Raw genomic sequence first — 22,385 nt, forward strand, 5'->3', positions numbered from 1 at the left:
CCGTCCTGCGGAGATGCAGAACGGGGCCGATCCTGTTGAGGGGTGTCGTCAGACCGATTTTCCGAGAGTGAACGCCCGGACGATCTGGACGATGCCCAGCGCAATCAGGGAGGCAGCGAGGAGGAGCCAGAAGAACGGCACGGCGGCGAACCCGAGTGTCAGGACGGCGACGCCGGCGAGGACGCTGAGGATCGCGTAGAGGAGCGTCCAGATGCGGGATCCGTCCTGACCGAGCAGCGTCAGCGAGACGACGCCGTCGACGATCCAGCTGATGCCGATGAAGACCACGACGATGATCGCGAGGCTCGCGGCCGCCGCAGCCAGATTCGTGAACGCGATGACGCCGGCGACGATATAGAGCAGTCCGAGCACGAAGTGCCCGATGCGGGCCCAGCCCTTGTTGCCGGAGAAGATGCCGATGCCGATGTAGACCAGGCCGGCGATGATCAGGTACGAGGCGAAGATGCCGGTGATGATCACCGCCGACTTGATCGGCCAGATGAGGAGCACGAGGCCGGCGAGGAGTGCCAGCACCCCGGAGATCGCGAGCGTGATCCGGATCGACCTGAGCACCGACCGCGTTTCAGTGACTGATTCAGACATTCTGGGGCCCTTTCTGAGAGGATCCTGTGAGGATGGCCCCAGCGTAGCGCCGATCAGGTTCCGAACAGGGGAGTGGTCTCGTCCTGCGGCGCACGTCGTATGCGCCGGAGCATCCGCGTGGCAGGATCGTTCCGTGACGCCCGTCGATGATGCCCGACTCCGCGAACTCGTGGTGATGCGGAAGGTTCGCGATCGCATCGACCGGGACTACGCACGTCCGCTCGACGTCGAGGCGCTTGCGAAGGGCGTGCATATGTCGGCCGGGCACCTCAGCCGCAAGTTCCGCGAGGCCTATGGAGAGTCGCCCTACTCCTACCTCATGACCCGTCGCATCGAGCGAGCGATGGCACTGCTGCGTCGAGGCGACCGGAGCGTCACGGACGTGTGCTTCGAAGTCGGATGCTCCTCGCTCGGCACCTTCAGCACCAGATTCACGGAGCTGGTCGGTGTCTCACCCAGCGTGTACCGTGAACGCGCTGCCAATGTCGAGGGAATTCCGACGTTCCAGGCCAAGCACGTCATCCGACCGATCAGGAATCAAGAAGCACCCCGCACCGACGCGAACATAACCTGAACTCATGAACATCAGCATTCACTACGCGTTCCTCCCGCACACCGACGCCGACGCGGCGCTCGCCTTCTATCGAGACGCCCTCGGCTTCGAGGTGCGCAACGACGTCGGCTACGACGGCCTCCGCTGGCTGACCGTCGGTCCAGAGGGGCAGCCCGGCACCTCGATCGTCCTTCATCCGCCGGCGACCGACCCCGGGATCACCGATGCAGAGCGTCAGACGATCCTCAAGCTCATCGCGAAGGGGAGCTACGCGGCGTTGACCCTGGCGAGCGACGATCTGGACGCCCTGTTCGAACGACTCGTGGAGAAGGGGGCAGACGTCGTGCAGGAGCCGATGGATCAGCCCTATGGTGTTCGTGACTGCGCATTCCGTGACCCGGCGGGCAACCTGCTCCGTATCAATCAGGCAGCCTGATCCACAAGCCGCCACTCTCGAATCCGAAGGACGCTGATGATCTCTGACGCCCACGCCGCCGACACCCACGACCTGATCCGCGTGCAGGGCGCGCGGGAGAACAATCTGAAGGACGTCAGCGTCGACATCCCGAAGCGGCGGCTCACCGTGTTCACCGGCGTCTCCGGGTCGGGGAAGAGTTCACTGGTCTTCGACACCATCGCCGCGGAGTCGCGTCGCATGATCGACGAGACGTACAGCGCGTTCGTGCAGGGGTTCATGCCGTCGGTGCCGCGCCCTGACGTCGACGTGCTGGAGGGCCTGACGACGGCCATCATCGTCGATCAGGAACGCCTCGGCGCCAACCCGCGCTCGACGGTCGGCACGGTGACCGATGCGAACGCCATGCTGCGGATCCTGTTCAGCAAGCTCGGAAGGCCGTACATCGGGGGACCGACCGCTTTCTCCTTCAACATCCCCACTCAGAAGGCGAGCGGAGTGATGACCGGCCCGGGTGGCGAGAAGAAGATCGTCAAGGATGCGATCTATCTCGGCGGGATGTGTCCGCGGTGCGAGGGCAGGGGAGCGGTCTCCGACCTCGACCTGGCTCAGATCGTCGACGAGACGAAGTCTCTGGATGATGGAGCCATCATGGTGCCCGGATACACGGCTGACGGTTGGATGGTGAAGGGCTTCTCCGCGTCCGGTTTCTACCCTGCCGACAAGCCGATCGCGGAGTTCACCGAGAAGCAGCGCCACCTGTTCCTGTACGGCGAGGTCACCAAGGTCAAGATCTCGGGGATCAACATGACCTATGAGGGCCTGATCCCGAAGATCACGAAAGCGATGCTGTCGAAGGACATCGATGCGTTGCAGCCGCACATCCGCGCTTTCGTGCAGCGCGTCGCGACGTTCGCGGTGTGCCCGGAATGCGAGGGGACGCGTCTGACTGAGGGAGCGCGCTCATCGAAGATCGACGGCGTGAGCATCGCGGATGCCTGTCGCATGCAGGTGACCGACCTGGCCGGTTGGGTGCGGGGCCTGAAGCTTCCTGAGGCGGCGCCGCTGCTGAATGCTCTGAGCGCGAACCTCGACGCCTTCGTGACCCTCGGGCTCGGATACCTCAGCCTGGATCGGCCCTCGGGCACACTGTCCGGGGGAGAGGCCCAGCGCATCAAGATGCTCCGCCACCTCGGTTCCTCCCTGACCGACATCACCTACGTCTTCGACGAACCGACGATCGGGCTGCATCCGCACGACATCCAGCGGATGAACTCGCTGCTGCTGAAGCTGCGCGACAAGGGCAACACCGTGCTGGTCGTCGAGCACAAGCCGGAGACCATCGCGATCGGGGATCACGTCGTCGATCTTGGACCGGGCGCGGGCAGCCGCGGCGGCACCATCTGCTACGAGGGCGATGTCGCGGGTCTCAAGGCGAGCGGCACTCTCACCGGAGAGCATCTCGACGACCGCGCGGCGATCAAGACGGAGGTCCGCACCGGCGACGGTGCGATCGAGGTTCGCGGCGCGACGGCGAACAATCTCCAGGACGTCGATGTCGACATCCCGCTGGGCGTGCTGACGGTCGTGACCGGAGTGGCGGGCTCAGGGAAGAGCTCACTCATCCACGGCTCCGTCTCCAAGCGCGAGGGCGTCGTCTCGATCGATCAGGGTGCGATCAAGGGTTCGCGGCGCAGCAATCCCGCCACGTACACCGGCCTGCTCGAGCCGATCCGCAAGGCTTTCGCGAAGGCGAACGGCGTGAAGCCGGCTCTGTTCAGCGCGAACTCGGAGGGCGCCTGCCCGAGCTGCAAGGGTGCGGGCGTCATCATCACCGAGCTCGGGTTCATGGACACGATCGAGACCCCCTGTGAGGACTGCGGCGGCAAGCGCTTCCAGGCGAGCGTGCTCGAGTACAAGCTCGCCGGTCGCGACATCACCCAGGTCCTGGATCTACCGGTGTCGGAGGCGCGCGGCTTCTTCTCCGAGGGCGAGGCGAAGATCCCCGCCGCCGCAGCGATCCTCGGACGGCTCGAGGATGTCGGGCTCGGTTATCTCTCGCTCGGGCAGCCCTTGTCGACGCTCTCCGGCGGGGAGCGTCAGCGCATCAAACTGGCCATCCAGATGGGGGAGAAGGGGGACGTCTACGTGCTCGACGAGCCGACGACGGGTCTCCATCTCGCGGACGTGGCGAAGATCCTCGGGCTGCTGGATCACCTCGTCGACTCCGGAAAGACGGTGATCGTCATCGAGCACCACCAGGCCGTCATGGCGCACGCCGACTGGATCATCGACATCGGGCCGGGCGCCGGGCACGACGGCGGACGCGTCGTGTTCGAGGGAACGCCGGCCGAACTGGTGGCGGACAGGTCGACGCTGACGGGGGAGCACCTGGCGGAGTACGTCGGGGCATAGGGGAGACGTCGAGTCATGCGTCGACTGCTGTGCAGCCTGTCCACTGTCGTAGTCGTGCTTTCGATCATCGGCTGCGCCGGTCAACGCGGACCCGACGCGACGCAGCCGTCGACGATGGACGAGCGGCTCGCCGCAGCTTTCGAAGTCCTCGAGAAGGACGCGATGCCCGTGGTCGTGGCGTTCTCTCACGACGGAGGACCTGCAGTCGTCCGAGAGTTCGGAGCGTTCAGGGATGACGGCATCGCGCCCGAGAAGTCACTCGTGGACATGGGATCGATCACCAAGACCGTGACGGCGGTGGCGGTTTCGAAGCTCGTCGATCAGTCTGCGGTCCGTCTCGATGAGACTCTTGCGGACGTGTTTCCCGAGGTTCCCGCGGACAAGGCGGGGATCACGGTCGAGCAGCTCCTCACGCACACCAGCGGGTTCACCGAGGCGGTTGGCGACGACCCGGAGGAGATCACTCGCGACGAACTTCTCCGGCGAGCATTCGCGTCGCCACTCGTCGACGCCCCAGGTGCGCGCTACGGCTACTCGAACGTCGGATACTCGGTCCTGGCTGCCATCCTGGAGATCCGCAGCGGCCGATCGTACGGCGAGTACCTCCGTGACGAAGTGCTGGCGCCCGCCGGCCTGCACGGCATCGGCTACTGGGGCTCGTATGACGACGCTCTCTCGCTTCGTTCAGCACACGGTGACAGCATCTTCGACGCGAGCTGGGGCGGCCATGACGCGTCGTGGCACCTCATCGGCAACGGCGGCCTGGTCACGACAGCCGAGACGTTCGTCAGGTTCCTGCAGGCGGTGACCGGCGGGGACATCCTGTCTTCGACCTCGCTCGAACGGCTCCTGCATCCTCACGTGGCCGAAGACCCGGAGGGCACGAGCTTCTATGGTTACGGCCTTGTCGTCCAGGACGTTCCGGAGCTCGGCCGTTTCTACTGGCACGACGGTGGGAACGACGTGTTCTCGGCTGAGTGGTCCATCCACGGCGATCTCGACGATGTGATCTTCGTCGCCGGGCGGGAGATGACCGCCGGCGCGAGCACGGCGTCAGAGGCCATGAGCGTGCTCCGCGAGCATCTCTATGCCAAGGAATGAGCGTTGCCCGATAATGCACATTATGTCAGTTCAGTAATCACTCCATGTGCGCTTTCGCAAACGTGAAGAATCGGGTAACACTCCCCGCTATCCGAAAACCGTCCCTTGAACTGGGGTCGCTGCGGTAGCGAGGTGACGGGTTTTCACCGTTGAGGCGGTACAAGTGTCCAACTTGGTCAGGCCAGATCTGCTCTGACAGGTATTCTCGGCGGGTAGATTGCTCCGCTGCCGTGCGAGAAGCCCGCCGAGCCCGAGAGCACGGATGAGTCCAAGCGCCCTTGCGGCGATCGCTGCGCGGGTGCACCTCGTGCGCGGACCCTGACCGGCTTGGGAGCGACGCCCGCGCCAGCGGGCAGGTTATCCCCGGACGTCGGTGCCAACCCAGTTCAGGGCGCCGTTCTTGCCGGCTACGGTCGCGCCCAGGTGGATCTGGTGGTACGGGGCGTACACGCGGATGGCGTCGGTCTGATATGAGAAGCGGCCGGAGTCCGCTCCGTGGTCGTGGGCTGAATCCAGTTTCAGCTCGGTGAAGGTGGGTACGCCGTACACCGGTCCTGCCTTCACCAGCACAGCGCACATGTAATTGCCGTCTCTGTAGACACCGACCCGACCGAGAACGGTTCCCGAGACGTTCGTGACTCTCTTCGTCGTAACGTACGTTCCCTTGCAGGACGATGAGTACGTTGCCGCGTCGGCGGTCGCAGGTACGGCGACCGCCAGGCCCGTCGCGAGCACAGCGGCACCAAGACCGGCGCCCAGTCGCTTCTGGATCGACTTCATGGTTTCCCTCCCGTGATCCGGAGCGCCGGCGCGCTCCCCCACACAGCATGGCCGATACGCGACGAGGAAGGGAATAGGGAGAAATACCCTGACCCTCAGTTGGCAGCTGCAGCGGTTGATCGTATTCACCGGACTGGCCGGAGGCGCGAAGGAACGGCTGCTTGCTGCAGCGCCGATCCTGATGCTGGGACACATGTTGCTTCTGCCGTTGTACCTGTCGCTGTTCGTCGGCCCTGATCTCGCCGATGTCGTCGATCTCGCCCCGTTCATCGACGCGCTCCTCCTGCTGATCGTGCTGCCCCTTGCTGCTGCCGGCATCACCCAGTACGTAGCTGGGGTCCCCGGCTCGTACCACTTTCGCCTCAGCAACGTGCGTGAAGCGGGGTACCCTGCGATTGCAACCGGGTGCTACCGAGCTATCCCCAATTGGTCAAGGACCGGTTCCGCGCCGCGGACGGTGATCGACCATTGTGGCCGAACGAAAGACGCCTCCTCGAGGCGCACTCGTTGCTCGTCGACCGACTCCCCCGGGCGCGGAGCGACGCGCGTCACACCGTTCAGCTCGTAGCCGAGCTTCTTCGAGACCTTCAGGGATGCTTCGTTCCAACTCGCGGCACCGGACTCGGCCCAATCCGCACCGAGGACGTCGAAGGCGAACAGCAGGAGCGCCGCACGCATTTCGGTGCCGATCCCCCGACCGTGCACGGATCTTGTGAGCCATGATCCGGTGTTCACCGTGCGTCGATGGGCGAAGTCATGCGCCGAAAGGTCTTGCGATCCCACCACGCGACCTTCGAAATGGACGGCGAATGCAATCGCCCAATTGCGTGGGCTGACCCGGTTTCGAAGGCTCCACTGGAACGAGGCGAGGTTCCGAGGAAGATCCTCGGGAGCAGCGTCCGTCCACGGGACGCCGAAGGGGGTGCGTTCCGGATCGTGCACGCCGTCCAGCGCTGCCTGCGCCAGTCCTGGCAGATCGACATCTCTGACCGGTCGCAGCACCAGTCGTGGTGTCGTGATCTCGAGTCCGAACAGCGGCCAGATCTCCTCCAGTTGCATACCGGGACACTACCCCGGACAGCAGGAGAGCCGTGCCATGTGTGATGAGGCGCGCTCGATTCGAAACGTATCCGTCTGACGCCTCAGACCATCCCTGTCCTTCCAGAGCGCATCAACCACGCGGCAGCGGCCAGCGTGAGCACCCAGCCGATCACCTCGATGAGCAGGTGATCCGTTGCATCGGGAACGGACTGCAGCAGATACACGCGGACGCTGTTGATTGCTCCGTGCGCGAGAACCGCGGGCCAGACGCTCCCCGACCGCCAGCGAAGTGCGAGAAGCAGCGGCGCCCAGGGCAGCATTCCCGCGAAGTAGATGACGATGTCCCAGAGCGGGCGATCGCCGATCACGGCGAGCACCGGCAGATGCCAGACGATCCAGACCAGGCCGCTGACGAGGGCCAGAGGCCAGAAACCCCAGGAGCGGGCGCGGGTGGCGAGCCAGCCCCGCCACCCGAATTCCTCCCCGATGGCGAAGACCGACTGCATGAGGAAGACCGGAACGATCCACATCGTGGCCGCGGCGATCTGGTCGAACGGATTGAGCGGCCAGATCCCCGACGCCAACGCGACGCCTGTCTGCATGGCCGCGATCGCGGCGATCAGGCCGACGCCGATGGTGGCCCATTTGGGTGTGCCGCGCCACTGTGTGGCGAAGGTCCTTCCGAACGTTCCTGGTCGTCGGACAAGCCACATGATGATTCCGGCGATCAGCGGCGTCAGTTGCAACAGCGGAGTGATCAGGTTGTCGTAGTCCGTGGGGACGAGCCGGAACACCATCGGAATCGACAGCGCGAAACACAACAGGATGGCGATCGTGAAGAACCATGCGACATCGATGATCGTCGAGCGGGCAGAACGGGTGCGCGTGGAAGACGCAGTCATGGCGACCTCGGTTCCTCTCGGAGGCGGACGCGCGGACCTCGCGCGTCTAGGACTCTAAGCGAGGTCTCATGCCTGCAGGAACGCGGGAAACCGGAGCGACGGTGCGGGATATCCCGAATGCAGGCGACCACTCCCCTGGTTCGACGGAACGACAACGGCACTTCCAGCGTGATACTACGGCTGGCGGGCTGCGCGCTCCCGCCGCGGCTGATCAGAGACGGTCATGCTCACGTGCCGATCCTTCCGGTACAGAGGATCGGCACGTGAGCACGGCTTGCACGGATGCTTGATCAGCAGGCGACGCTTTCAACGTAGGTGACACCGTCGACGCCGCCGGTGAACTCGCCGCCGACCGCGCTCACGACGTTCTGCGCGATGAGATCGTTGCCGTGGTAGAGCAACCCACCCGGAGCCAGGAAGAAGTTCCAGCCGACAGGGGTGGAGCCCGCCGGGACCGATGCGAACGCTGTGAAAGTCGGAGTGCCGGGAGTGAGCGGAAGCCACTCCCACGACCCGGCGACCCCGTTCTGGACGAAGGACACGCCGTCGGTCGCACCGGTGGTGAGATCACCCAGCTGATCGCCGACCGCCGCAGTCACACCGCTGGCGACGAGGACGCCGCTGCTGTGGAACAGGTCGCCGTTCGCCGCGAGGAGGAAGTTGTGTCCCACAGCCGTGCCGCCCAATGGAACAGCCGGCGGGAAGTTTCCGGTCACCGGGTTGGCGGGGTCGGATGAGCTCACGAGATGAACCTTGCCCTGACCGTTCGATACGTAGGTCACGGCGTCGGTGGGGCCGATGATCTGCTCGGCGACGGCGCTGGTGACCCCGGAGTCGACGAGAGTGTCGCCGTAATAGAGGTCGCCGTTGGAGGCGAGGAAGAAGCTCCAGCCGACCGCGGTCGACCCGGTCGGTACTCCCGGGAACGACGCCGTCCCGATGGCACCGTCGGACGGGTTCCACTGCCACACCTGCGCCACGCCGTTCCCGTCGACGAAAGCCACACCATCGAGGAGGCCCGTGGATGCATCGCCCAGGGTGTCTCCCACTGCGCTGGAGACGTTCGTGGCGATAGGACCGTCACCGTGGTAGAGGGTGCCATCCGGGCCGAGGAAGAAGTTCCACCCGATCGCCACGGCCGCCGCCGGAGCGAACGTGGCGATGAGGCCACCTGCACTGTGCCAGTCCTTCGCGACGAGATTCGGCGCGAAGGATGCGGGTGCAGAGGCGGAGACGCCGGTGCTCGCCGTTGCCGTGATCGTGTGGTCTCCGGGCGTCGAGGCCACGATCTGCCCGGCAGGAATCGAGATGTTGCCGTTGACGTCCGTCGACGAGAACACCTTCGGAAGATTCGTGCCGTCCGACCACGTGAGCCCGGCCGGCAGCACGACAGTCACAGACTTTCCAGGGTCGGGATCTGTGCCATTGGTCGTAAGAATCAGCACGATCTCGCCGAGCGGCGCGCACGGACCTGCCGTGTACGGACCGTTGGTGAACGACAGGCTGGGTGCAGCGACCGAAGCAGCTGCGAGCGGAGTCGCCACGGTGAGCGCAACGACAGGGATGCTCCACGCGGCGGTGGTGATGACGGTGCGACGCTTCAGACCAGGCTTCTTGGCAGAGTCCGCGGGAACCTCTGCAGGATTGTGATCGGATGCCTGAGGGGTTATTTCATTGGTCATTGTTATTGATCGCCTTTCTCAAAACGGGGGGCTGACCCGATCCTGGCGACGATCAACTTCGCTGTGCGAACGGAACGCAGCCTTGGCCGATTCTCGGCGTCGCGATGGCCGATCATCGTGCGCATGTCCATCATCGGATGCGGCACCCGCGCGTCAGGGCGCCTATTCGGCGAACCCGTGGAACGCGTCGGGGTCTAACGCCCCCAGATCGGTGGCCCCGCCGCGCCGTCGCAATGACTCTCGCATCGACCGGATGGACGTGTATCCGCTCGAGAGCGCGATGGAGTGCAGGCCTTCGAAGGATCGCGCTGAACCTCGGGCGATCGCCGCATGCGCGGAGTCGGCTCGTTCGCGGGCGATCTCCGCGCGGACAGACGTTGCGTGCTGGGCAAAGGTGCGTCGAAGGGTCCTCTCGGAAACACCGAGTCGTTTCGCCACGCCGACGACCGTCAGCTGCGGATCCCTGGCCTCGCGCCGGATGAGTGCGAGCGCGTCTTGGTGCAGGCGCTGCTGGCGGTTCTGCGGCGCCCAGTGCGGTTGGTGCTCACGGAAGAGAGCGGAGACGAGGTGTTCGACGGCGGCACGGACATCACCGAACCCCGTGTCCTTCGGATCGATATCGATAGAGAACGCCGCATTCACCAGGGCGACGAGCGGGGGCCGGTACCCAGTGCGCTCCGTCACAACGCCCGCGGCCGCTTCCGAGACGACCTGCGGTAGCCGCCGATCCGTTCTGATCTCCAGTCGCGCCACAGGGACAGCGGCGTTCAACTCGATATCCGAGGAGATCGGGGTGAGCATCGACGAGCCCGGAGCCAGGAAGACGGGGGCGTGCAGGGATGAGCTCGTGCACACCGTCTCGCCTTCGAGCTGGATGATGGTTCGCGAGCCCTCCGCTCTCGGTGCAAGAGGCCCGTACGCGATCCGCGCGGGCGTGTGTCGGATGCGAGCGATCTCAAAGCCAGGTGAGCGAAGGGTATCTGCAAAGACACGCAGCGGGTTTCTGGCATCCACACGAAACCCACGAGACTCCAGCCAGTCTGCCGCCGCCTGGTCCTTCTTGACTACACCTCGTTCGGCTAGGAAGTGGGTTCTCTTCGACACGCTCTCTCCGACTGCAACGCGACTCAACAACCACACTCTGCCACAGTTTGGTATACCGCTCTGCAACGTCGTAACGCCGCACTGTCAGCGGGCGAGACAGGAGTTCGACGGCCACGAGGCTCCCGGCCGCGGAGTCGAGCCGGCACGACTCATCGTGGCGGTGGGTACGGTGCCAGCAGCAGCGGCACCTATCGCGACCTGATCATGCTGTAAACGAGCATGTCGCGGCGTTCCTCAGCGATCTCCTGCCACGAGCGGAGCAACCCTTCGCGCTCATAGCCGGCCCGTTCGGCTGTCCTGCAGGAAGCCCTGTTCGCCGGGTCGATGTGAAGCTGCAGCCGGTGAAGGTTCGGGAGGCTCCATGCCCAGTCGGAGAGCGTATGCAGTGCGTCGAGCGCATACCCACGACGGCGACGACTCGGGCGGATCCAGTAGCCGATCGTCGCGCGACCTTCGTGCAGTTCGCGAAGCCAGAGTCCGATCTGTCCCACGCACTCATCCGCTGATTGGATGGCGAACGAATAGCCGGAGCCCGTGCGCGCGCGTTCGTGCTGCCGCGCGATCCATTCCGCGGCGAGATCGGGATCGTTCGTTGCGGGGACCGTGGTGACCGCCGTGATCGATCGATCTGTGGAGGCATCGAGCACCGCGTCGGCGTCAGTGCTCTCGAATGCGCGAAGGACGATCCTGTCACCCGCGATCCGGGGAACGACGACTTCCGGGAGTGCTGTCATCCCATCAGTATCGCCGTCCCGGCGCATGCTGCCGGCGATGTAGGTCCCGCACGGTCAGCAGACTGCGACCGTGCTCGGATTCCGCATTCGTGTGGCCTGTGTCTCGGAATCCGAGCTTCTCGAGGACCTTTCGTGAAGCGATGTTCCAGTCCCACACCGACGCCCACAACCGCGGATAGCCCGCGGTGCTCGCCCACGTGATCACCGCCTCCCCGGCTTCCGTGGCGTAACCGCGACTGTGGATCGCGCGCAGCAATTCGAACGCCAGCTCGGGGTCATCGGGCGAGCCGTTGCCGTTGAAGACGAGCCCGCAGTATCCGATCACGTCATCGGTGCCCTTTCGCTCCACCGTCAGCAGCCCCGGTCCCGGGTCGTCGAGCTGCCCCCTGATGTGAGTTGCGACATCCGACTCCGTAGGACGCCCGTCCGGACCCACGCGACGATGCGGCGGCACTCGCGCATCCCGTTCCGTCCACAACCGATGGAAGACAGACGCATCCTCCACTCGCTGCCGGCGCAGGAGGAGACGCTCGGTTTCCAGGTTCTTCAATACGGATGCCGACGACATGCCCCCATCCTCCCAGCACGTCCGGTCACGCCTGCCTTCATGCGAGCGGTCGGCTGCGCGAGGTCTGCGGACTCGTAGACTCCCATCTCATGGCTGAGTCTGTCAGGAATGTCCCGCATGACGATCTATCGACGAGCGACATCGCTGCCCTGCGCGCGCTGTTCGAGCGAGAGTACGCGGCGGATCTGGGGCCGTGGAACCCCGATGCACCCTACGGCTACTCCCCTGCCGATCTGCACACCATGGTCATCGACGACGACGATGAACTGGTGGCGCATGTCGGTCACCAGCTCCGCACGATCACCGTCGGCGGCGCGGCCATCACGGTGGCGGGGACCGGTGGGGTGCTCGTCGATGCCGGGTGGCGTGGAACCGGTGTCGGCAGGCGGGTGATGCAGCACGCTCAGGATGCCATGTAGGCGAACCCGTCCATCTCGTTCGGATATCTGGGGTGCCGTGACGAGGTCGTCGCCTTCTACGAAGCCACCGGCTGGCACCGCATCCACGTCGTGGAGCACTGCGAGTCCTGGAGCGAGCCGGGTACGACCATCACCGCTCATGATTCCCCGATTCTGATCTACCCGGTCCGCTCGACGCTCGCTGACTGGCCCCGAGGCGAGGTGGATCTGCTCGGCACTCCGTGGTGAGCGGGCAGACGGGTTGAACCAGAGCGTGCGGTCCTCAGATCCTCCCCCGCACCGGCGTACGCTCCACCGTGTCCCCGTCTGCGGGCATCTCCATCTCCGCGCGCACACCCAGCAGACGCACCTCGCGGTCCTCGTCGAGTTCGCCGCCGAGTGCCAAGGCAGCAGCCACGAACGCGGCACGGTCGGTCGTCGCCGACGCGAGCTTGCGTCCGGTGGTCTTGGTGACGAAGGGCGCGTACCGCACCTTGAGATGGACGCGGATCACCGCTCGTCCCTCCGCGGCGCAATCATCGAAAGCGTCCTCCGCCAGCGCACGGATCGCCTCCTCGATCTCCGACGCGGTCGTCAGGTTCGACTGGAAGGTCGTCTCGCGGCTGTGACTGCGAGCGACCCACGGCGTGTCGTCGACGACACTTGGGCCGTCTCCCGAGCCGAGCCCGTGGTACCACACCCCCATCTTCGGACCGAACTCCGCTATGAGGTCGTCGCGTTCCGCGTCAGCGAGCTCCCGGACAGTCTTTATGCCGTGATCCGCGAGGCGCTTCTGGACCCGTGAGCCGACGCCCCAGAGGTCACGCGTCGGTCTCTCCCCCATCACCTCGAACCAGTTCTCCTTCGTCAGGCGGAAGGTCCCTCTCGGCTTGCCGAACTCGGTCGCGATCTTGGCGCGGATCTTGTTGTCGCCGATGCCCACCGAGCAGTGCAGGCGGGTCGCCTCCAGAATGGCGGCTTGCGCCCCACGTGCTACGGATTCGGGGTCATCGGTGGTCACGCCGAGGAAGCACTCGTCCCAGCCGATGATCTCCAGCACGACGCCGGGCTGCGCGCGGAGGGTCATCATCACCGCGCCGGATGCTGCCTCGTACGCCGCATGGTCGACGGGCAGGAACACTGCATCCTCCGGTGCCTTGCGGGCGGCGATCTTCAACGGCATCCCGGAGCCGATGCCGTACGCGCGGGCTTCGTACGAGGCGGTCGAGACGACTGCCCGTTCTGTCGGATCACCCTGCCCGCCGACGATCACCGGTCTGCCGGCGAGTTCCGGGTGACGCAGGACCTCGACCGCGGCGATGAACTGGTCCATGTCGACATGCAGCACCCAGGGAACCGCGTTCATCGGACTCCCGTACTAGACCATGAGAGTTCTCGCATGGCGCCCACTGTAGCCGTGCTCCCGGGGCGCCGTCACGACCCCGGCCATCCCCGTGTGGTTTACTGGGCGGCGTTTGCGCGAACCTGCGCACGCACATCGAAGAACCCATGGGGGAACCAATGAACCGCCGTCTCGCCGCTCTGACCATCGCCACGGTCGCCATGCTCGGACTCACCGCCTGCTCCGGCTCGCCGACCACCTCGGAGAGCTCGTCCCCTGAGGCCGGAAACTCCGCCCCGGCGGAGGAGACAACCAGCGAGCAGTCGCTGACCGAAGCATGCGCAGAGGCCGGCGCGCAGGTGCAGGAGGCGACCAAGACCTTGAGCGAGCTGGACGTCACGGCCGCGACGGCAGACCCGCAGGGCACGATCGCGCAGTACACCGAGGCCGCGGAGGCGATCGGCGCCGCCGCCGAATCGGTCTCCAACCCCGAGGTCAAGGCTGCAGTCAGCGCCTTCCACGAGGACTTCGCGACGATGAACGACCTTCTTTCGAGGATGCTGATCGACCAGGACGCCTCTGCCGTCGCCGAGATCGGCGCCGTCGCGACCGAGATCCAGGAGTCCGCTGCGGCGATCGGCACGCTCTGCGCCGCCTGAACCGGATCTGATGCACAGGAGCCCCGCGATCTGACGGTCGCGGGGCTCCTGTGCGCGAAGTGGCGATCAGATCATCGCGTGGACCACACACCGAGCTCATTGCCACTCGGGTCGGCGAAATGCAGCCGACGTCCACCAGGGAAGCCGTACGGCTCCGTCCTGATCTCGCCTCCGGCCCCGACGATGGCGCGCCTGGTCTCGTCGAGATCGTCGGAGTAGAGCAGCACGAACGGACCGCCGACAGGGCGCGGTTCGGCGCCGCCGAACAGACCTCCGACCTCTCCCCCACCGTTGAGGGCAGCAATGCCGGCGTACGTCGGGCCGTAGTCGTTGAACCGCCAGCCGAACGCGTGGGCGTAGAACGATTTTGCGGCTTCGAGGTCGGTGACCGTGAGCTCGACGTAGTTGATCGAATGGTGCACGGGCGTGTCTGATGTCATGTCGGCACCCTAACGCCGCTGTCCGACACGACGCGGGTCGCGTCGCCCGCGTCGTCCTGGCGCCGGGGGTAGCGTTGAGGTGTGCGCACAGTCCCGGTCACCCCCATCGCGTCCCCGGGTTGGCGGGCATGGCTGATCTGGTCGGTGGGCGTCGCCGCGTACGTGCTCGCCATCACCAATCGCACCTCTCTCGGCGCGGTCGGCGTCGACGCCGCAGATCGTTTCGATGCGGATGCGGCCACGCTCGCACTCTTCGCGGTCGTGCAGCTCGCGGTGTACGGGGGCATGCAGATTCCGGTGGGCGTGCTGCTGGACCGATACGGGTCACGGCCGATCATGACGATCGGAATGCTGCTCATGGCGGCCGGTCAGCTGACGATGGCGCTCTCCCCCAGCATCGGCGTCGCGATCGTCGCCCGCATCCTCCTCGGCGCCGGCGACGCAGCGGTGTTCCCCGCTGTGCTCCGGCTGGTCGCGACGTGGTTCCCCGCCCAGCGCGCGCCGCTCATGGTGCAGTTCACCGGGATCATCGGTCAGGCCGGTCAGCTGGTGGCTCTGGTCCCGCTCGCCGCACTCCTGCACGCGACGAGCTGGACGATCACGTTCGGCAGCATCGCCGGGCTCGGGATGCTCTTCGCGATCCTCGTGGCGGTCGTGATCCGCAATCATCCGCCGGAACGCGGCGCCGACGTCTCGGTCAACACCGACACCGGTGTCATCCGGGTCGTCACCTCGGCGATCGACACGGGTGTCGGCATCCGCGCCTCCTGGGCGCACCCAGGCACGCGACTGGCCTTCTGGTCGCATTTCACGACGCCGTTCGCGGGCACCGCATTCGTGCTGCTCTGGGGAATGCCGTTCCTCACCGCCGGTCAGGGTCTCAGCACCGCGCACGCGGCCGGCATCATCTCGGTGTACGTCGTCGCCGGCATGGCGCTCGGTCCCGTGATCGGCGAACTGTCCCGCCGGTTGCCGAACCAGCGGTCGTATGCTCTCGTGCTGCCGGCGATCGCCGTACAGATGATCGCCTGGGTCGCCGTCATCGCGCTGCCTGCAGCTGCTCCCGTCTGGCTGCTGTACGTCCTCGCCGTCGCTCTCGCGACAGGCGGCCCCGCCTCGATGATCGCGTTCGATCACGCACGCACGCACAACCCCTCTCATCGCCTCAGCACGGCGACAGGCGTCACGAACGCGGGCGGATTCATCGCGGCGCTCATCGCGATCTTCTTCATCGGACTGGCCCTCGATCTTCAGGGTGCAGGAACTCCGGAGACCTACTCTCTCGATGCGTTCCGCGTGGCCTTCCTGACTCCGATCCCGCTGTGGATCCTCGGGGTCGTCTTCATCCTGATCGAACGCAAGAGCACCCGCATCCGGATGGGGCTCGACCCTGAGCGTGCACGCCGCCCCTGATCACGGTTCGTAGGATGAATCATGCCTTCCTCCTACACGTTCTCCAACGACTCCGCTCGCATCGATCGCGATCGGGTGCACCTCTGGCTGAGTGAGAAGTCGTACTGGGCGAACGGGCGTGCACGCGAGGTGCAGGATGCGGCCATCGACGGTTCGCGCAATTACGGCGTGTGGGATTCATCCGGTACGCAGGTCGCCTACGCACGCGTCGTCACGGATGCCGTCACGTTCGCCTGGCTGTGCGATGTCTTCGTCGACGAAGAAGAGCGTGGCAACGGCATCGGGAAGATGCTCGTCGAGGGAGTGATCGCCGACCTCCAGCCGCTCGGCCTCACCCGGATGCTGCTGGCGACTGCGGACGCGCACGGCCTCTACGCGCAGTACGGCTTCGCGCCCTCCGAGGACCCCACCCGCTACATGATCAAGCAGATGCGCCCCTGACCGGTCACCGTCCCCGCGGGGTCCAACCGGAAGGGAGTGCGCCGTCGATCAGAGCGCGCTCCCGGTCGGCCTGCGCGGACCAGCCCTGCGCCTCATCGAACGTGTCGAACGCACCGCGTGCGAGACGCAGGCCCACGTCTTCGTGATGCATCCGCGGGGCCCCTCCTCGCCGTACCGAGGCACGCACGCTCCACGCGTCATCGGCGAACCCTCCGCCGCGGAACACCCGGTAGTCGTCGTAGCGTGCGGGGTCGAGCAGATCCCAGCACCATTCCCAGACGTTGCCGAGCGTGTCGAACAGGCCGTTGAGGTTGGGGATCTTCCCGCCCACCGGCTGCGGGGTGCCCACGCCGTCGGCGCCGGTCCATGCAGCATCCGACAGCGGCGCGTAGTGGGGGCCGACCGAACCGGCTCGGCAGGCGAACTCCCATTCGGCTTCGGTCGGCAGGCGGTATCCATCGGAAGTCACGTCCCAGGTGACTTCCTCGCCATCGAAGCGGTAGACGGGGTCAAGACCCTCCCACTCCGACGCGGCGTTGCAGAAGCGCACAGCGCGGAACCAGCTCACGTCCGAGGCCGGACGGCGCGGATGCGGGGCTGGGATGCCGAGGATCTCGGCCAGCTGCTCCTCGGTGACGGCGTAAACGCCGATCTCGAACGCTTCGAGTTCGACGACGCGCTGCATCTTGCGCCGCGCATCATGCAGCGTCACCGTACCGGACGGGATTCCGGCGAGTTCGAAGTCGCCGCTCACGTTCCGACCGAAGGGCTCATCATTGCGGAATCCGCTCCACCCACGCGGGGTACTTGGCCGTACGTCCATCGCCGGATGACGTTCTGGTGACGCGCCGCTTCACCCATGGGCCGACGTGCTCGCGGTAATAGGACGCTCCGGACGGCCCACCGGTTCCCGGCTGCGGCGGGGCCCACCAGATCTCCGGAGGCTCGAACCCGAGCGCGTGCAGCACTCTGGCCGCCACCCTGTGGTGTCCGGCGGCATTCATGTGCAGCCGGTCCTCAGACCAGTACGGCGCGCGTGAGAGCTCCCTGTCCGGCCAGTTCAGCGCGCGGATCACGTCGGGGCGATCCTGGACGCGTCGCAGCACAGCTTCGGAGAGCAGATCGCCTCGCCGCTGCACGATGTTGCCCATCGGCAGCTGGCCGCTCGGATTCGCGCCCGACAGCAGGATCATCGTGACACCCTCCTCATCGCATCGGCGCAGCACCCGGCTGAACGCATCGGCGATGTGCTCGACGTCGGTACGCGGTCGAAGCATGTCGTTGCCGCCGCCGTTGAACGAGAGATGCGTGGGGTGCAGGGCGAGCGCCGGCTCGAGCTGCTGCTCGACGATGGGCCAGGCGAGCCGACCCCGGATGGCGAGGTTCGCGTACTGGATCGGCCGCCCCGCGGCGTCGGCCCAGCCCTGGGCCGTGAGATCGGCCCAGCCCCGTTCCCGCCCGTCCGGGAGGACATCGCCGACACCCTCCGTGAAGGAATCTCCGATCGCCACGAAACGCACGTCAGTCACTCACCAAGAATAGGCCCGGACCGTGCGCTGCAGTGCCGGATTCAGCGGTCGTCGAGCGCTATGCCCCTGCGATCGGCAAGCCCCCACGCGGCGGCAGCCGCGATGAGGAAGCAACCGCCGAAGACGGCGAAGAGCAAAGGAGCTCCGCCCGCGACCAGCAGCAGCGGGACGACGAGGGGTGCCACGATCGACGCGATGCGGCCGACTCCTGCTGCCCAGCCTGCTCCGGTGGCGCGGAGCGAGGTCGGATAGATCTCCGGTGTCACGGCGTAGAGCGCACCCCAGGCGCCGAGATTGAAGAACGACAGAGCCATGCCGGAGGCGATGATCGCCGGCTCGGTCGTCGCCGTCCCGAAGAACACGGCCGAGACCGCGGACCCGACGAGGAAGACGGAGAGCGTGCTGCGCCTCCCCCACACTTCGATCAACCACGCGGCGACCGCGTATCCGGGCAGCTGCGCGAGGGTGATGATGAGTGTGAAGCCGAACGATCGGACGAGATCGAATCCGGCCTCGACGAGGATACTGGGAATCCAGATGAACGCGCCGTAGTACGCGAAGTTCACGGTGAGCCAGACCAGCCACAGGCAGATCGTCCTCCTGCTGAACTCCGGGTTCCAGAGGGTCTGCAGGCGTGCCCGCGCGGTGACGGCGATCGACCTGGACGGCGGTTCTCTGCGGATCGCCGGCTCGGCCACGAGTCCGGCATCTGCTTCGAAGGTGCTGACGATGCGCTCGGCCTCGGCGATGCGCCCGCGGGAGGCGAGCCACCGGGGGGATTCCGGCAGCCCCCAGCGCACGACGAGCGCATACAGCGCCGGGATCGCCCCGATCGCGAATGCCCAGCGCCAGCCGTCAGCGGATGCCGGGATGACGAAGTAGCCGATCAGCGCCGCGGCGGTCCACCCGACCGCCCAGAACGCCTCCAGGACCACGATCAGCCGCCCGCGGATCCTCGCAGGAGCGAACTCGCTGACGTAGGTCGATGCGACCGGCAACTCCGCTCCCAGTCCGAGCCCGACCAGGAACCGGAGCACGAGGAGTGCGGCGAGGCCGCCGACGAACGCGCTGGCGCCCGTCGCGACGCCGTAGACGAGCAGAGTGAGGGCGAACACCTGCCGGCGGCCCAGCCGGTCGGCGAGCAGCCCGCCCAGCGTCGCGCCGACCGCCATGCCGAGGAATCCGACCGAGGCGATCCATCCCGCCTCGGTCCTGGTGAGATCCCACTGCTGCACGAGAGCGGCGAGGATGAACGAGATCAATCCGACGTCCATGGCGTCCAGAGCCCAACCGAGCCCCGAGCCCGTCAGAAGGCGGGCATGCCGGCGCGTGAACGGAAGATCATCGAGACGCTCGGCGAGCGACGCGCGACTCGGCAGGGCGGTGTTGGCCATGCACCTCATCGTAGAGCCGCGGCCCCACAGATGACGCGCGGTGCGACTGACTACTTCTGCGCGTCCAGGAGGGCGCGCACCCGCGGGATGACCTCGGTGCCGTAGAGCTCGATGCTGCGCATCATCGCCTCGTGCGAGAGCGTGCCTGTCGCGTACTTCAGGTCGAATCGCCCGAGCCCCAGGGTGGTGACGGTGTCGGCGATCTTCTTCGCCACTCGTTCGGGTGAACCGACGTACAGCGCACCCTCCGGTCCGACGTCGTTCTGGAAGCGCGCGCGGCTGTACTGCGGCCATCCGCGCTCTCGGCCGATGGTGTTGTTCATCGCCTCGAAGCCGGAGTATGCGGCATCCCATGCCTCTGCGTCGGTCTCGGCGATGTGGCCCGGCGAATGCACGGAGATCGGATGCGAGGTCGTGCCGAACGTGGCGACCGAGCGGTGGTACAGCTCGACGAACGGCTTGAAGCGGATGGCCGGCCCGCCGATGATCGCCAGCATCAGCCCTAGCCCGTGCCGGGCGACGCGCACCACCGACTCCGGGCTGCCGCCGACGCCGACCCAGGTACGGAGGCCGTTCTCGGTCTTCGGGAACACGTCCGCGTTCTCCAGAGAGGCGCGCATGGTTCCCGACCAGGTCACCGGCTGTTCCTTGAGCAGTTCGACGAACAGGTCGAGCTTCTCCTCGAACAGCGCCTCGTAGTCGCGCAGGTCGTAGCCGAACAACGGGAACGACTCCGTGAACGACCCACGTCCCAGAACGACCTCCGCCCGCCCGCCGGAGATCGCGTCCAACGTGGAGAAGCGCTCGAACACGCGCACCGGGTCGTCTGAGGACAGCACGGTCACCGCAGTGCCGAGGCGAATGCGCTCGGTACGGGCTGCGATGGCGGCGAGCACCATCTCGGGTGCGGAGACCGCGAACTCGGTGCGGTGGTGCTCCCCCACCCCGAAGAAGTCGACGCCGACCGCGTCGGCACGCTCGGCCTGCGCGACGACGTTGCGGATGGTCTGTGCCGCTGAGAGCAGCTTTCCGTCCGCGTCGCGGGTGATGTCTCCGAACGTGTCCAGCCCGAACTCGATGTCCATGTGCGCCAGCCTTTCGTATTCACCTGAATGAACCGCGCGGGTCGCTCCGGCATTCCCGGGGTGACCCGCGCGGTCCCGAGCTCGAGCCGGCGGTCAGCGCAGCAGTGCCGTGCGCAGTGTGTCGAGGCCGACGCCGCCCATGTCGAGAGCGCGCTTGTGGAACTCCTTGATGTCGAAGTCCGCTCCACGCTCGGCCTGGTACGCGTCGCGCACCTGCTCCCAGATGCGCTGCCCCACCTTGTACGACGGCGCCTGGCCCGGCCAGCCCAGGTAGCGGTTGACCTCGAACTGCACGAACTGGTCCGACATGTTGACGTTGCTGCGCATGAACTCCAGCGCGTATTCCGCGTCCCAGACGCCGGTGCCGTCGAGCCGGGGCTTGCCCAGGTGCACGCCGATGTCGAGAACCACACGGGCCGCGCGCATCCGCTGTCCGTCGAGCATGCCCAGGCGATCGGCCGGGTCGTCGAGGTAGCCGAGCTGCTGCATCAGGCGCTCCGCATACAGGGCCCATCCCTCGGCGTGCCCCGAGGTGCCGGCGAGGAGGCGGCGCCACGAGTTCAACTCGGCACGGTTGTGCACCGCCTGGGCGATCTGCAGGTGGTGACCAGGAACGCCCTCGTGATAGACGGTCGTCAGTTCACGCCAGGTGTCGAACTCGGTGACCCCCTCGGGAACCGACCACCACATGCGGCCGGGCCGCGAGAAGTCGTCCGTCGGGCCGGTGTAGTAGATACCGCCCTCCTGCGTGGGGGCGATCATGCACTCCAGCGTGCGGATCTGCTCGGGGATGTCGAAGTGCGTGGCGCCCAGCTCGGCGACTGCACGATCGCTCGTCTCCTGCATCCAGCGCTGCAGCGCGTCGGTGCCGACGAGCTTGCGGGCAGGGTCGGCCTCGAGGTGGGCGACTGCTTCTTCGACCGACGCGCCGGGCAGGATCTCGTTGGCGATGGCCGTCTGCTCGGCCACCATGCGAGCCAGCTCCTCACGACCCCACTCGTACGTCTCGTCGAGATCGATCGTCGCACCGAGGAAGCGGCGCGAGTTGAGCGCGTAGAGCTCGCGACCGACCGCGTCGACCTCGCCGGCGGACGGGGCCAGCTCATCGGTGAGGAAACGTCCCAGCTCGTCGTAGGCGACCCGCGCGGCCGCGGAGTTGTCGGCGAGTGTCCGGGCGAGAGAGGCGGGAAGGTTGCCCTCCTCCGGCGCTGCCTCGGCGACGAACGCCGCGAAGAACCCGTCGTCAGCGGTGTAGCGGGTGATCTGGGTCGCGACTTCCACGACCTGTCGCCGAGCGGGCGTCACGCCCCGCGCGATTCCCTCTCGCAGGGTCTCGGTGTAGCCGCGCAGCGCGTCCGGCACGGCGGCGAGACGCTTCGCGATGACACCCCAGTCGTCGGAAGTGGCTGTGGGCATCAGATCGAAGGCGGCGCGCACGTCCTGCGCGGCGGAGGCGATCACGTTCAGATCGCGCAGGTGCCAGTTCGCATCGTGCAGATCGAGGTCGAGCTGCAGCTCGGCGCTCAGATCGGTCTTCGTCACCTCATCGATGGCATCGACCGGATCGAGAGCGCTGAGCTTTCCGAGGGTCGTGCGCGTCGCTTCGGCGATCTCTTCGAGACCGGCGGGACTCAGATCGCCGAAGCGGTCACCCGCCTCGGTGCGTCCGATGTAGGTGCCGAGTGTCGGCGACAGCACAGCGATGGTGTCGACCCATTCGTCGGCGACACTGTCAATGGCAGACGGGATGCGAGGCACTGAAGTCATCCCGCCAGCCTATCCCTCG

At 66.4% G+C, this 22,385-nt stretch carries 23 protein-coding genes; 8 read left to right on the top strand and 15 right to left on the bottom strand.

The features are described 5' to 3' along the window. Positions 1-48 precede the first annotated feature (48 nt). Complete coding sequence (locus CUR96_RS04610; RefSeq protein ID WP_245861081.1) at positions 49-573, bottom strand: DUF308 domain-containing protein; 525 nt, start codon at positions 571-573, stop codon at positions 49-51. 205 nt (positions 574-778) lie between these two features. Between CUR96_RS04610 and CUR96_RS04615 the strand changes: the two genes are divergently transcribed. From CUR96_RS04615 to CUR96_RS04630, 4 genes are read left to right on the top strand one after another with little or no spacing between them, the layout of a single operon-like run. Then, on the top strand, positions 779-1,177 hold the full coding sequence (locus CUR96_RS04615; RefSeq protein ID WP_102192274.1) for a helix-turn-helix transcriptional regulator: 399 nt from the start codon (positions 779-781) through the stop codon (positions 1,175-1,177). A 4-nt stretch (positions 1,178-1,181) separates the two neighbouring features. Beyond that, positions 1,182-1,592, top strand: a complete 411-nt coding sequence (locus tag CUR96_RS04620; RefSeq protein ID WP_102192092.1) for a VOC family protein — start codon at positions 1,182-1,184, stop codon at positions 1,590-1,592. Between the two features lie 36 nt (positions 1,593-1,628). Continuing rightward, positions 1,629-3,986, top strand: a complete 2,358-nt coding sequence (locus CUR96_RS04625) for an ATP-binding cassette domain-containing protein (protein ID WP_102192093.1) — start codon at positions 1,629-1,631, stop codon at positions 3,984-3,986. 54 nt (positions 3,987-4,040) lie between these two features. Then, positions 4,041-5,087: a serine hydrolase domain-containing protein gene (locus CUR96_RS04630; protein WP_180968934.1), complete on the top strand. Its 1,047-nt coding sequence runs from the start codon at positions 4,041-4,043 to the stop codon at positions 5,085-5,087. Between the two features lie 357 nt (positions 5,088-5,444). On the opposite strand, the gene CUR96_RS04635 is transcribed toward CUR96_RS04630, so the two are convergent. The 7 genes from CUR96_RS04635 to CUR96_RS04665 form a co-directional block, all read right to left on the bottom strand. Next, positions 5,445-5,867, bottom strand: a complete 423-nt coding sequence (locus CUR96_RS04635) for a hypothetical protein (RefSeq protein WP_102192095.1) — start codon at positions 5,865-5,867, stop codon at positions 5,445-5,447. A gap of 408 nt (positions 5,868-6,275) precedes the next feature. Next, entirely contained in the window at positions 6,276-6,926 is a 651-nt protein-coding gene (locus CUR96_RS04640; RefSeq protein WP_102192096.1) for a GNAT family N-acetyltransferase, read from the bottom strand. An 83-nt stretch (positions 6,927-7,009) separates the two neighbouring features. Next, positions 7,010-7,810 (bottom strand): CPBP family intramembrane glutamic endopeptidase, encoded by an 801-nt coding sequence (locus tag CUR96_RS04645; RefSeq protein ID WP_102192097.1) that lies wholly within the window; start codon positions 7,808-7,810, stop codon positions 7,010-7,012. A 290-nt stretch (positions 7,811-8,100) separates the two neighbouring features. Beyond that, a complete protein-coding gene (locus tag CUR96_RS04650) occupies positions 8,101-9,492 on the bottom strand; it encodes a hypothetical protein (RefSeq protein WP_102192098.1) in 1,392 nt (463 codons plus the stop codon). Between the two features lie 162 nt (positions 9,493-9,654). Beyond that, on the bottom strand, positions 9,655-10,596 hold the full coding sequence (locus CUR96_RS04655) for a helix-turn-helix domain-containing protein (RefSeq protein WP_102192099.1): 942 nt from the start codon (positions 10,594-10,596) through the stop codon (positions 9,655-9,657). Positions 10,597-10,784: 188 nt separating this feature from the next. Next, positions 10,785-11,330: a GNAT family N-acetyltransferase gene (locus tag CUR96_RS04660; RefSeq protein WP_102192100.1), complete on the bottom strand. Its 546-nt coding sequence runs from the start codon at positions 11,328-11,330 to the stop codon at positions 10,785-10,787. Between the two features lie 4 nt (positions 11,331-11,334). After that, on the bottom strand, positions 11,335-11,898 hold the full coding sequence (locus CUR96_RS04665) for a GNAT family N-acetyltransferase (protein WP_102192101.1): 564 nt from the start codon (positions 11,896-11,898) through the stop codon (positions 11,335-11,337). Positions 11,899-11,987: 89 nt separating this feature from the next. On the opposite strand from CUR96_RS04665, the gene CUR96_RS04670 reads away from it, so the two are divergent. Further along, on the top strand, positions 11,988-12,317 hold the full coding sequence (locus CUR96_RS04670; protein ID WP_180968935.1) for a GNAT family N-acetyltransferase: 330 nt from the start codon (positions 11,988-11,990) through the stop codon (positions 12,315-12,317). A 262-nt stretch (positions 12,318-12,579) separates the two neighbouring features. Here CUR96_RS04670 and CUR96_RS04675 read toward each other — a convergent pair whose 3' ends face one another. Next, positions 12,580-13,662 carry a DNA polymerase IV gene (locus tag CUR96_RS04675; protein ID WP_102192102.1) on the bottom strand — a complete coding sequence of 361 codons (1,083 nt, stop codon included), beginning with the start codon at positions 13,660-13,662 and terminating at the stop codon, positions 12,580-12,582. Positions 13,663-13,817: 155 nt separating this feature from the next. Here CUR96_RS04675 and CUR96_RS04680 point away from each other — a divergent pair, with 155 nt between their 5' ends. Beyond that, positions 13,818-14,297, top strand: a complete 480-nt coding sequence (locus tag CUR96_RS04680) for a hypothetical protein (RefSeq protein ID WP_102192103.1) — start codon at positions 13,818-13,820, stop codon at positions 14,295-14,297. A 71-nt stretch (positions 14,298-14,368) separates the two neighbouring features. Here CUR96_RS04680 and CUR96_RS04685 read toward each other — a convergent pair whose 3' ends face one another. Then, complete coding sequence (locus tag CUR96_RS04685) at positions 14,369-14,737, bottom strand: VOC family protein (protein ID WP_102192104.1); 369 nt, start codon at positions 14,735-14,737, stop codon at positions 14,369-14,371. A gap of 81 nt (positions 14,738-14,818) precedes the next feature. Between CUR96_RS04685 and CUR96_RS04690 the strand changes: the two genes are divergently transcribed. Together CUR96_RS04690 and CUR96_RS04695 are read left to right on the top strand one after the other, a co-directional pair. Next, complete coding sequence (locus tag CUR96_RS04690; RefSeq protein WP_102192105.1) at positions 14,819-16,150, top strand: MFS transporter; 1,332 nt, start codon at positions 14,819-14,821, stop codon at positions 16,148-16,150. Between the two features lie 21 nt (positions 16,151-16,171). Next, positions 16,172-16,591 carry a GNAT family N-acetyltransferase gene (locus CUR96_RS04695; RefSeq protein ID WP_102192106.1) on the top strand — a complete coding sequence of 140 codons (420 nt, stop codon included), beginning with the start codon at positions 16,172-16,174 and terminating at the stop codon, positions 16,589-16,591. A 4-nt stretch (positions 16,592-16,595) separates the two neighbouring features. Here CUR96_RS04695 and CUR96_RS04700 read toward each other — a convergent pair whose 3' ends face one another. The 5 genes from CUR96_RS04700 to CUR96_RS04720 all read right to left on the bottom strand — a co-directional run bounded on the left by CUR96_RS04700 (position 16,596) and on the right by CUR96_RS04720 (position 22,366). Then, positions 16,596-17,345 carry an SUMF1/EgtB/PvdO family nonheme iron enzyme gene (locus CUR96_RS04700; RefSeq protein ID WP_245861082.1) on the bottom strand — a complete coding sequence of 250 codons (750 nt, stop codon included), beginning with the start codon at positions 17,343-17,345 and terminating at the stop codon, positions 16,596-16,598. 19 nt (positions 17,346-17,364) lie between these two features. Beyond that, complete coding sequence (locus CUR96_RS04705) at positions 17,365-18,111, bottom strand: SGNH/GDSL hydrolase family protein (protein WP_102192108.1); 747 nt, start codon at positions 18,109-18,111, stop codon at positions 17,365-17,367. Positions 18,112-18,161: 50 nt separating this feature from the next. Next, positions 18,162-19,514, bottom strand: a complete 1,353-nt coding sequence (locus CUR96_RS04710) for an MFS transporter (protein ID WP_102192109.1) — start codon at positions 19,512-19,514, stop codon at positions 18,162-18,164. 50 nt (positions 19,515-19,564) lie between these two features. Further along, positions 19,565-20,599, bottom strand: coding sequence for an LLM class flavin-dependent oxidoreductase (locus CUR96_RS04715; RefSeq protein WP_102192110.1), 1,035 nt, complete (start codon positions 20,597-20,599; stop codon positions 19,565-19,567). Between the two features lie 93 nt (positions 20,600-20,692). After that, positions 20,693-22,366, bottom strand: a complete 1,674-nt coding sequence (locus CUR96_RS04720; protein ID WP_102192111.1) for a DUF885 domain-containing protein — start codon at positions 22,364-22,366, stop codon at positions 20,693-20,695. Positions 22,367-22,385 lie beyond the last annotated feature (19 nt).

It is taken from the genome of Microbacterium aurantiacum (assembly GCF_002872075.1).
Taxonomy (GTDB): Bacteria; Actinomycetota; Actinomycetes; order Actinomycetales; family Microbacteriaceae; genus Microbacterium; species Microbacterium aurantiacum_A.

Bases quoted from the DNA above. Each gene is read 5' to 3' on its own strand.
- CUR96_RS04615 (WP_102192274.1), top strand. From the start codon at position 779: ATGCGGAAGGTTCGCGATCGCATCGACCGGGACTACGCACGTCCGCTC.
- CUR96_RS04620 (WP_102192092.1), top strand. From the start codon at position 1,182: ATGAACATCAGCATTCACTACGCGTTCCTCCCGCACACCGACGCCGAC.
- CUR96_RS04625 (WP_102192093.1), top strand. From the start codon at position 1,629: ATGATCTCTGACGCCCACGCCGCCGACACCCACGACCTGATCCGCGTG.
- CUR96_RS04635 (WP_102192095.1), bottom strand. From the start codon at position 5,867: ATGAAGTCGATCCAGAAGCGACTGGGCGCCGGTCTTGGTGCCGCTGTG.
- CUR96_RS04640 (WP_102192096.1), bottom strand. From the start codon at position 6,926: ATGCAACTGGAGGAGATCTGGCCGCTGTTCGGACTCGAGATCACGACA.
- CUR96_RS04645 (WP_102192097.1), bottom strand. From the start codon at position 7,810: ATGACTGCGTCTTCCACGCGCACCCGTTCTGCCCGCTCGACGATCATC.
- CUR96_RS04650 (WP_102192098.1), bottom strand. From the start codon at position 9,492: ATGACCAATGAAATAACCCCTCAGGCATCCGATCACAATCCTGCAGAG.
- CUR96_RS04660 (WP_102192100.1), bottom strand. From the start codon at position 11,330: ATGACAGCACTCCCGGAAGTCGTCGTTCCCCGGATCGCGGGTGACAGG.
- CUR96_RS04665 (WP_102192101.1), bottom strand. From the start codon at position 11,898: ATGTCGTCGGCATCCGTATTGAAGAACCTGGAAACCGAGCGTCTCCTC.
- CUR96_RS04670 (WP_180968935.1), top strand. From the start codon at position 11,988: ATGGCTGAGTCTGTCAGGAATGTCCCGCATGACGATCTATCGACGAGC.
- CUR96_RS04675 (WP_102192102.1), bottom strand. From the start codon at position 13,662: ATGAACGCGGTTCCCTGGGTGCTGCATGTCGACATGGACCAGTTCATC.
- CUR96_RS04680 (WP_102192103.1), top strand. From the start codon at position 13,818: ATGAACCGCCGTCTCGCCGCTCTGACCATCGCCACGGTCGCCATGCTC.
- CUR96_RS04685 (WP_102192104.1), bottom strand. From the start codon at position 14,737: ATGACATCAGACACGCCCGTGCACCATTCGATCAACTACGTCGAGCTC.
- CUR96_RS04695 (WP_102192106.1), top strand. From the start codon at position 16,172: ATGCCTTCCTCCTACACGTTCTCCAACGACTCCGCTCGCATCGATCGC.
- CUR96_RS04710 (WP_102192109.1), bottom strand. From the start codon at position 19,514: ATGGCCAACACCGCCCTGCCGAGTCGCGCGTCGCTCGCCGAGCGTCTC.
- CUR96_RS04715 (WP_102192110.1), bottom strand. From the start codon at position 20,599: ATGGACATCGAGTTCGGGCTGGACACGTTCGGAGACATCACCCGCGAC.
- CUR96_RS04720 (WP_102192111.1), bottom strand. From the start codon at position 22,366: ATGACTTCAGTGCCTCGCATCCCGTCTGCCATTGACAGTGTCGCCGAC.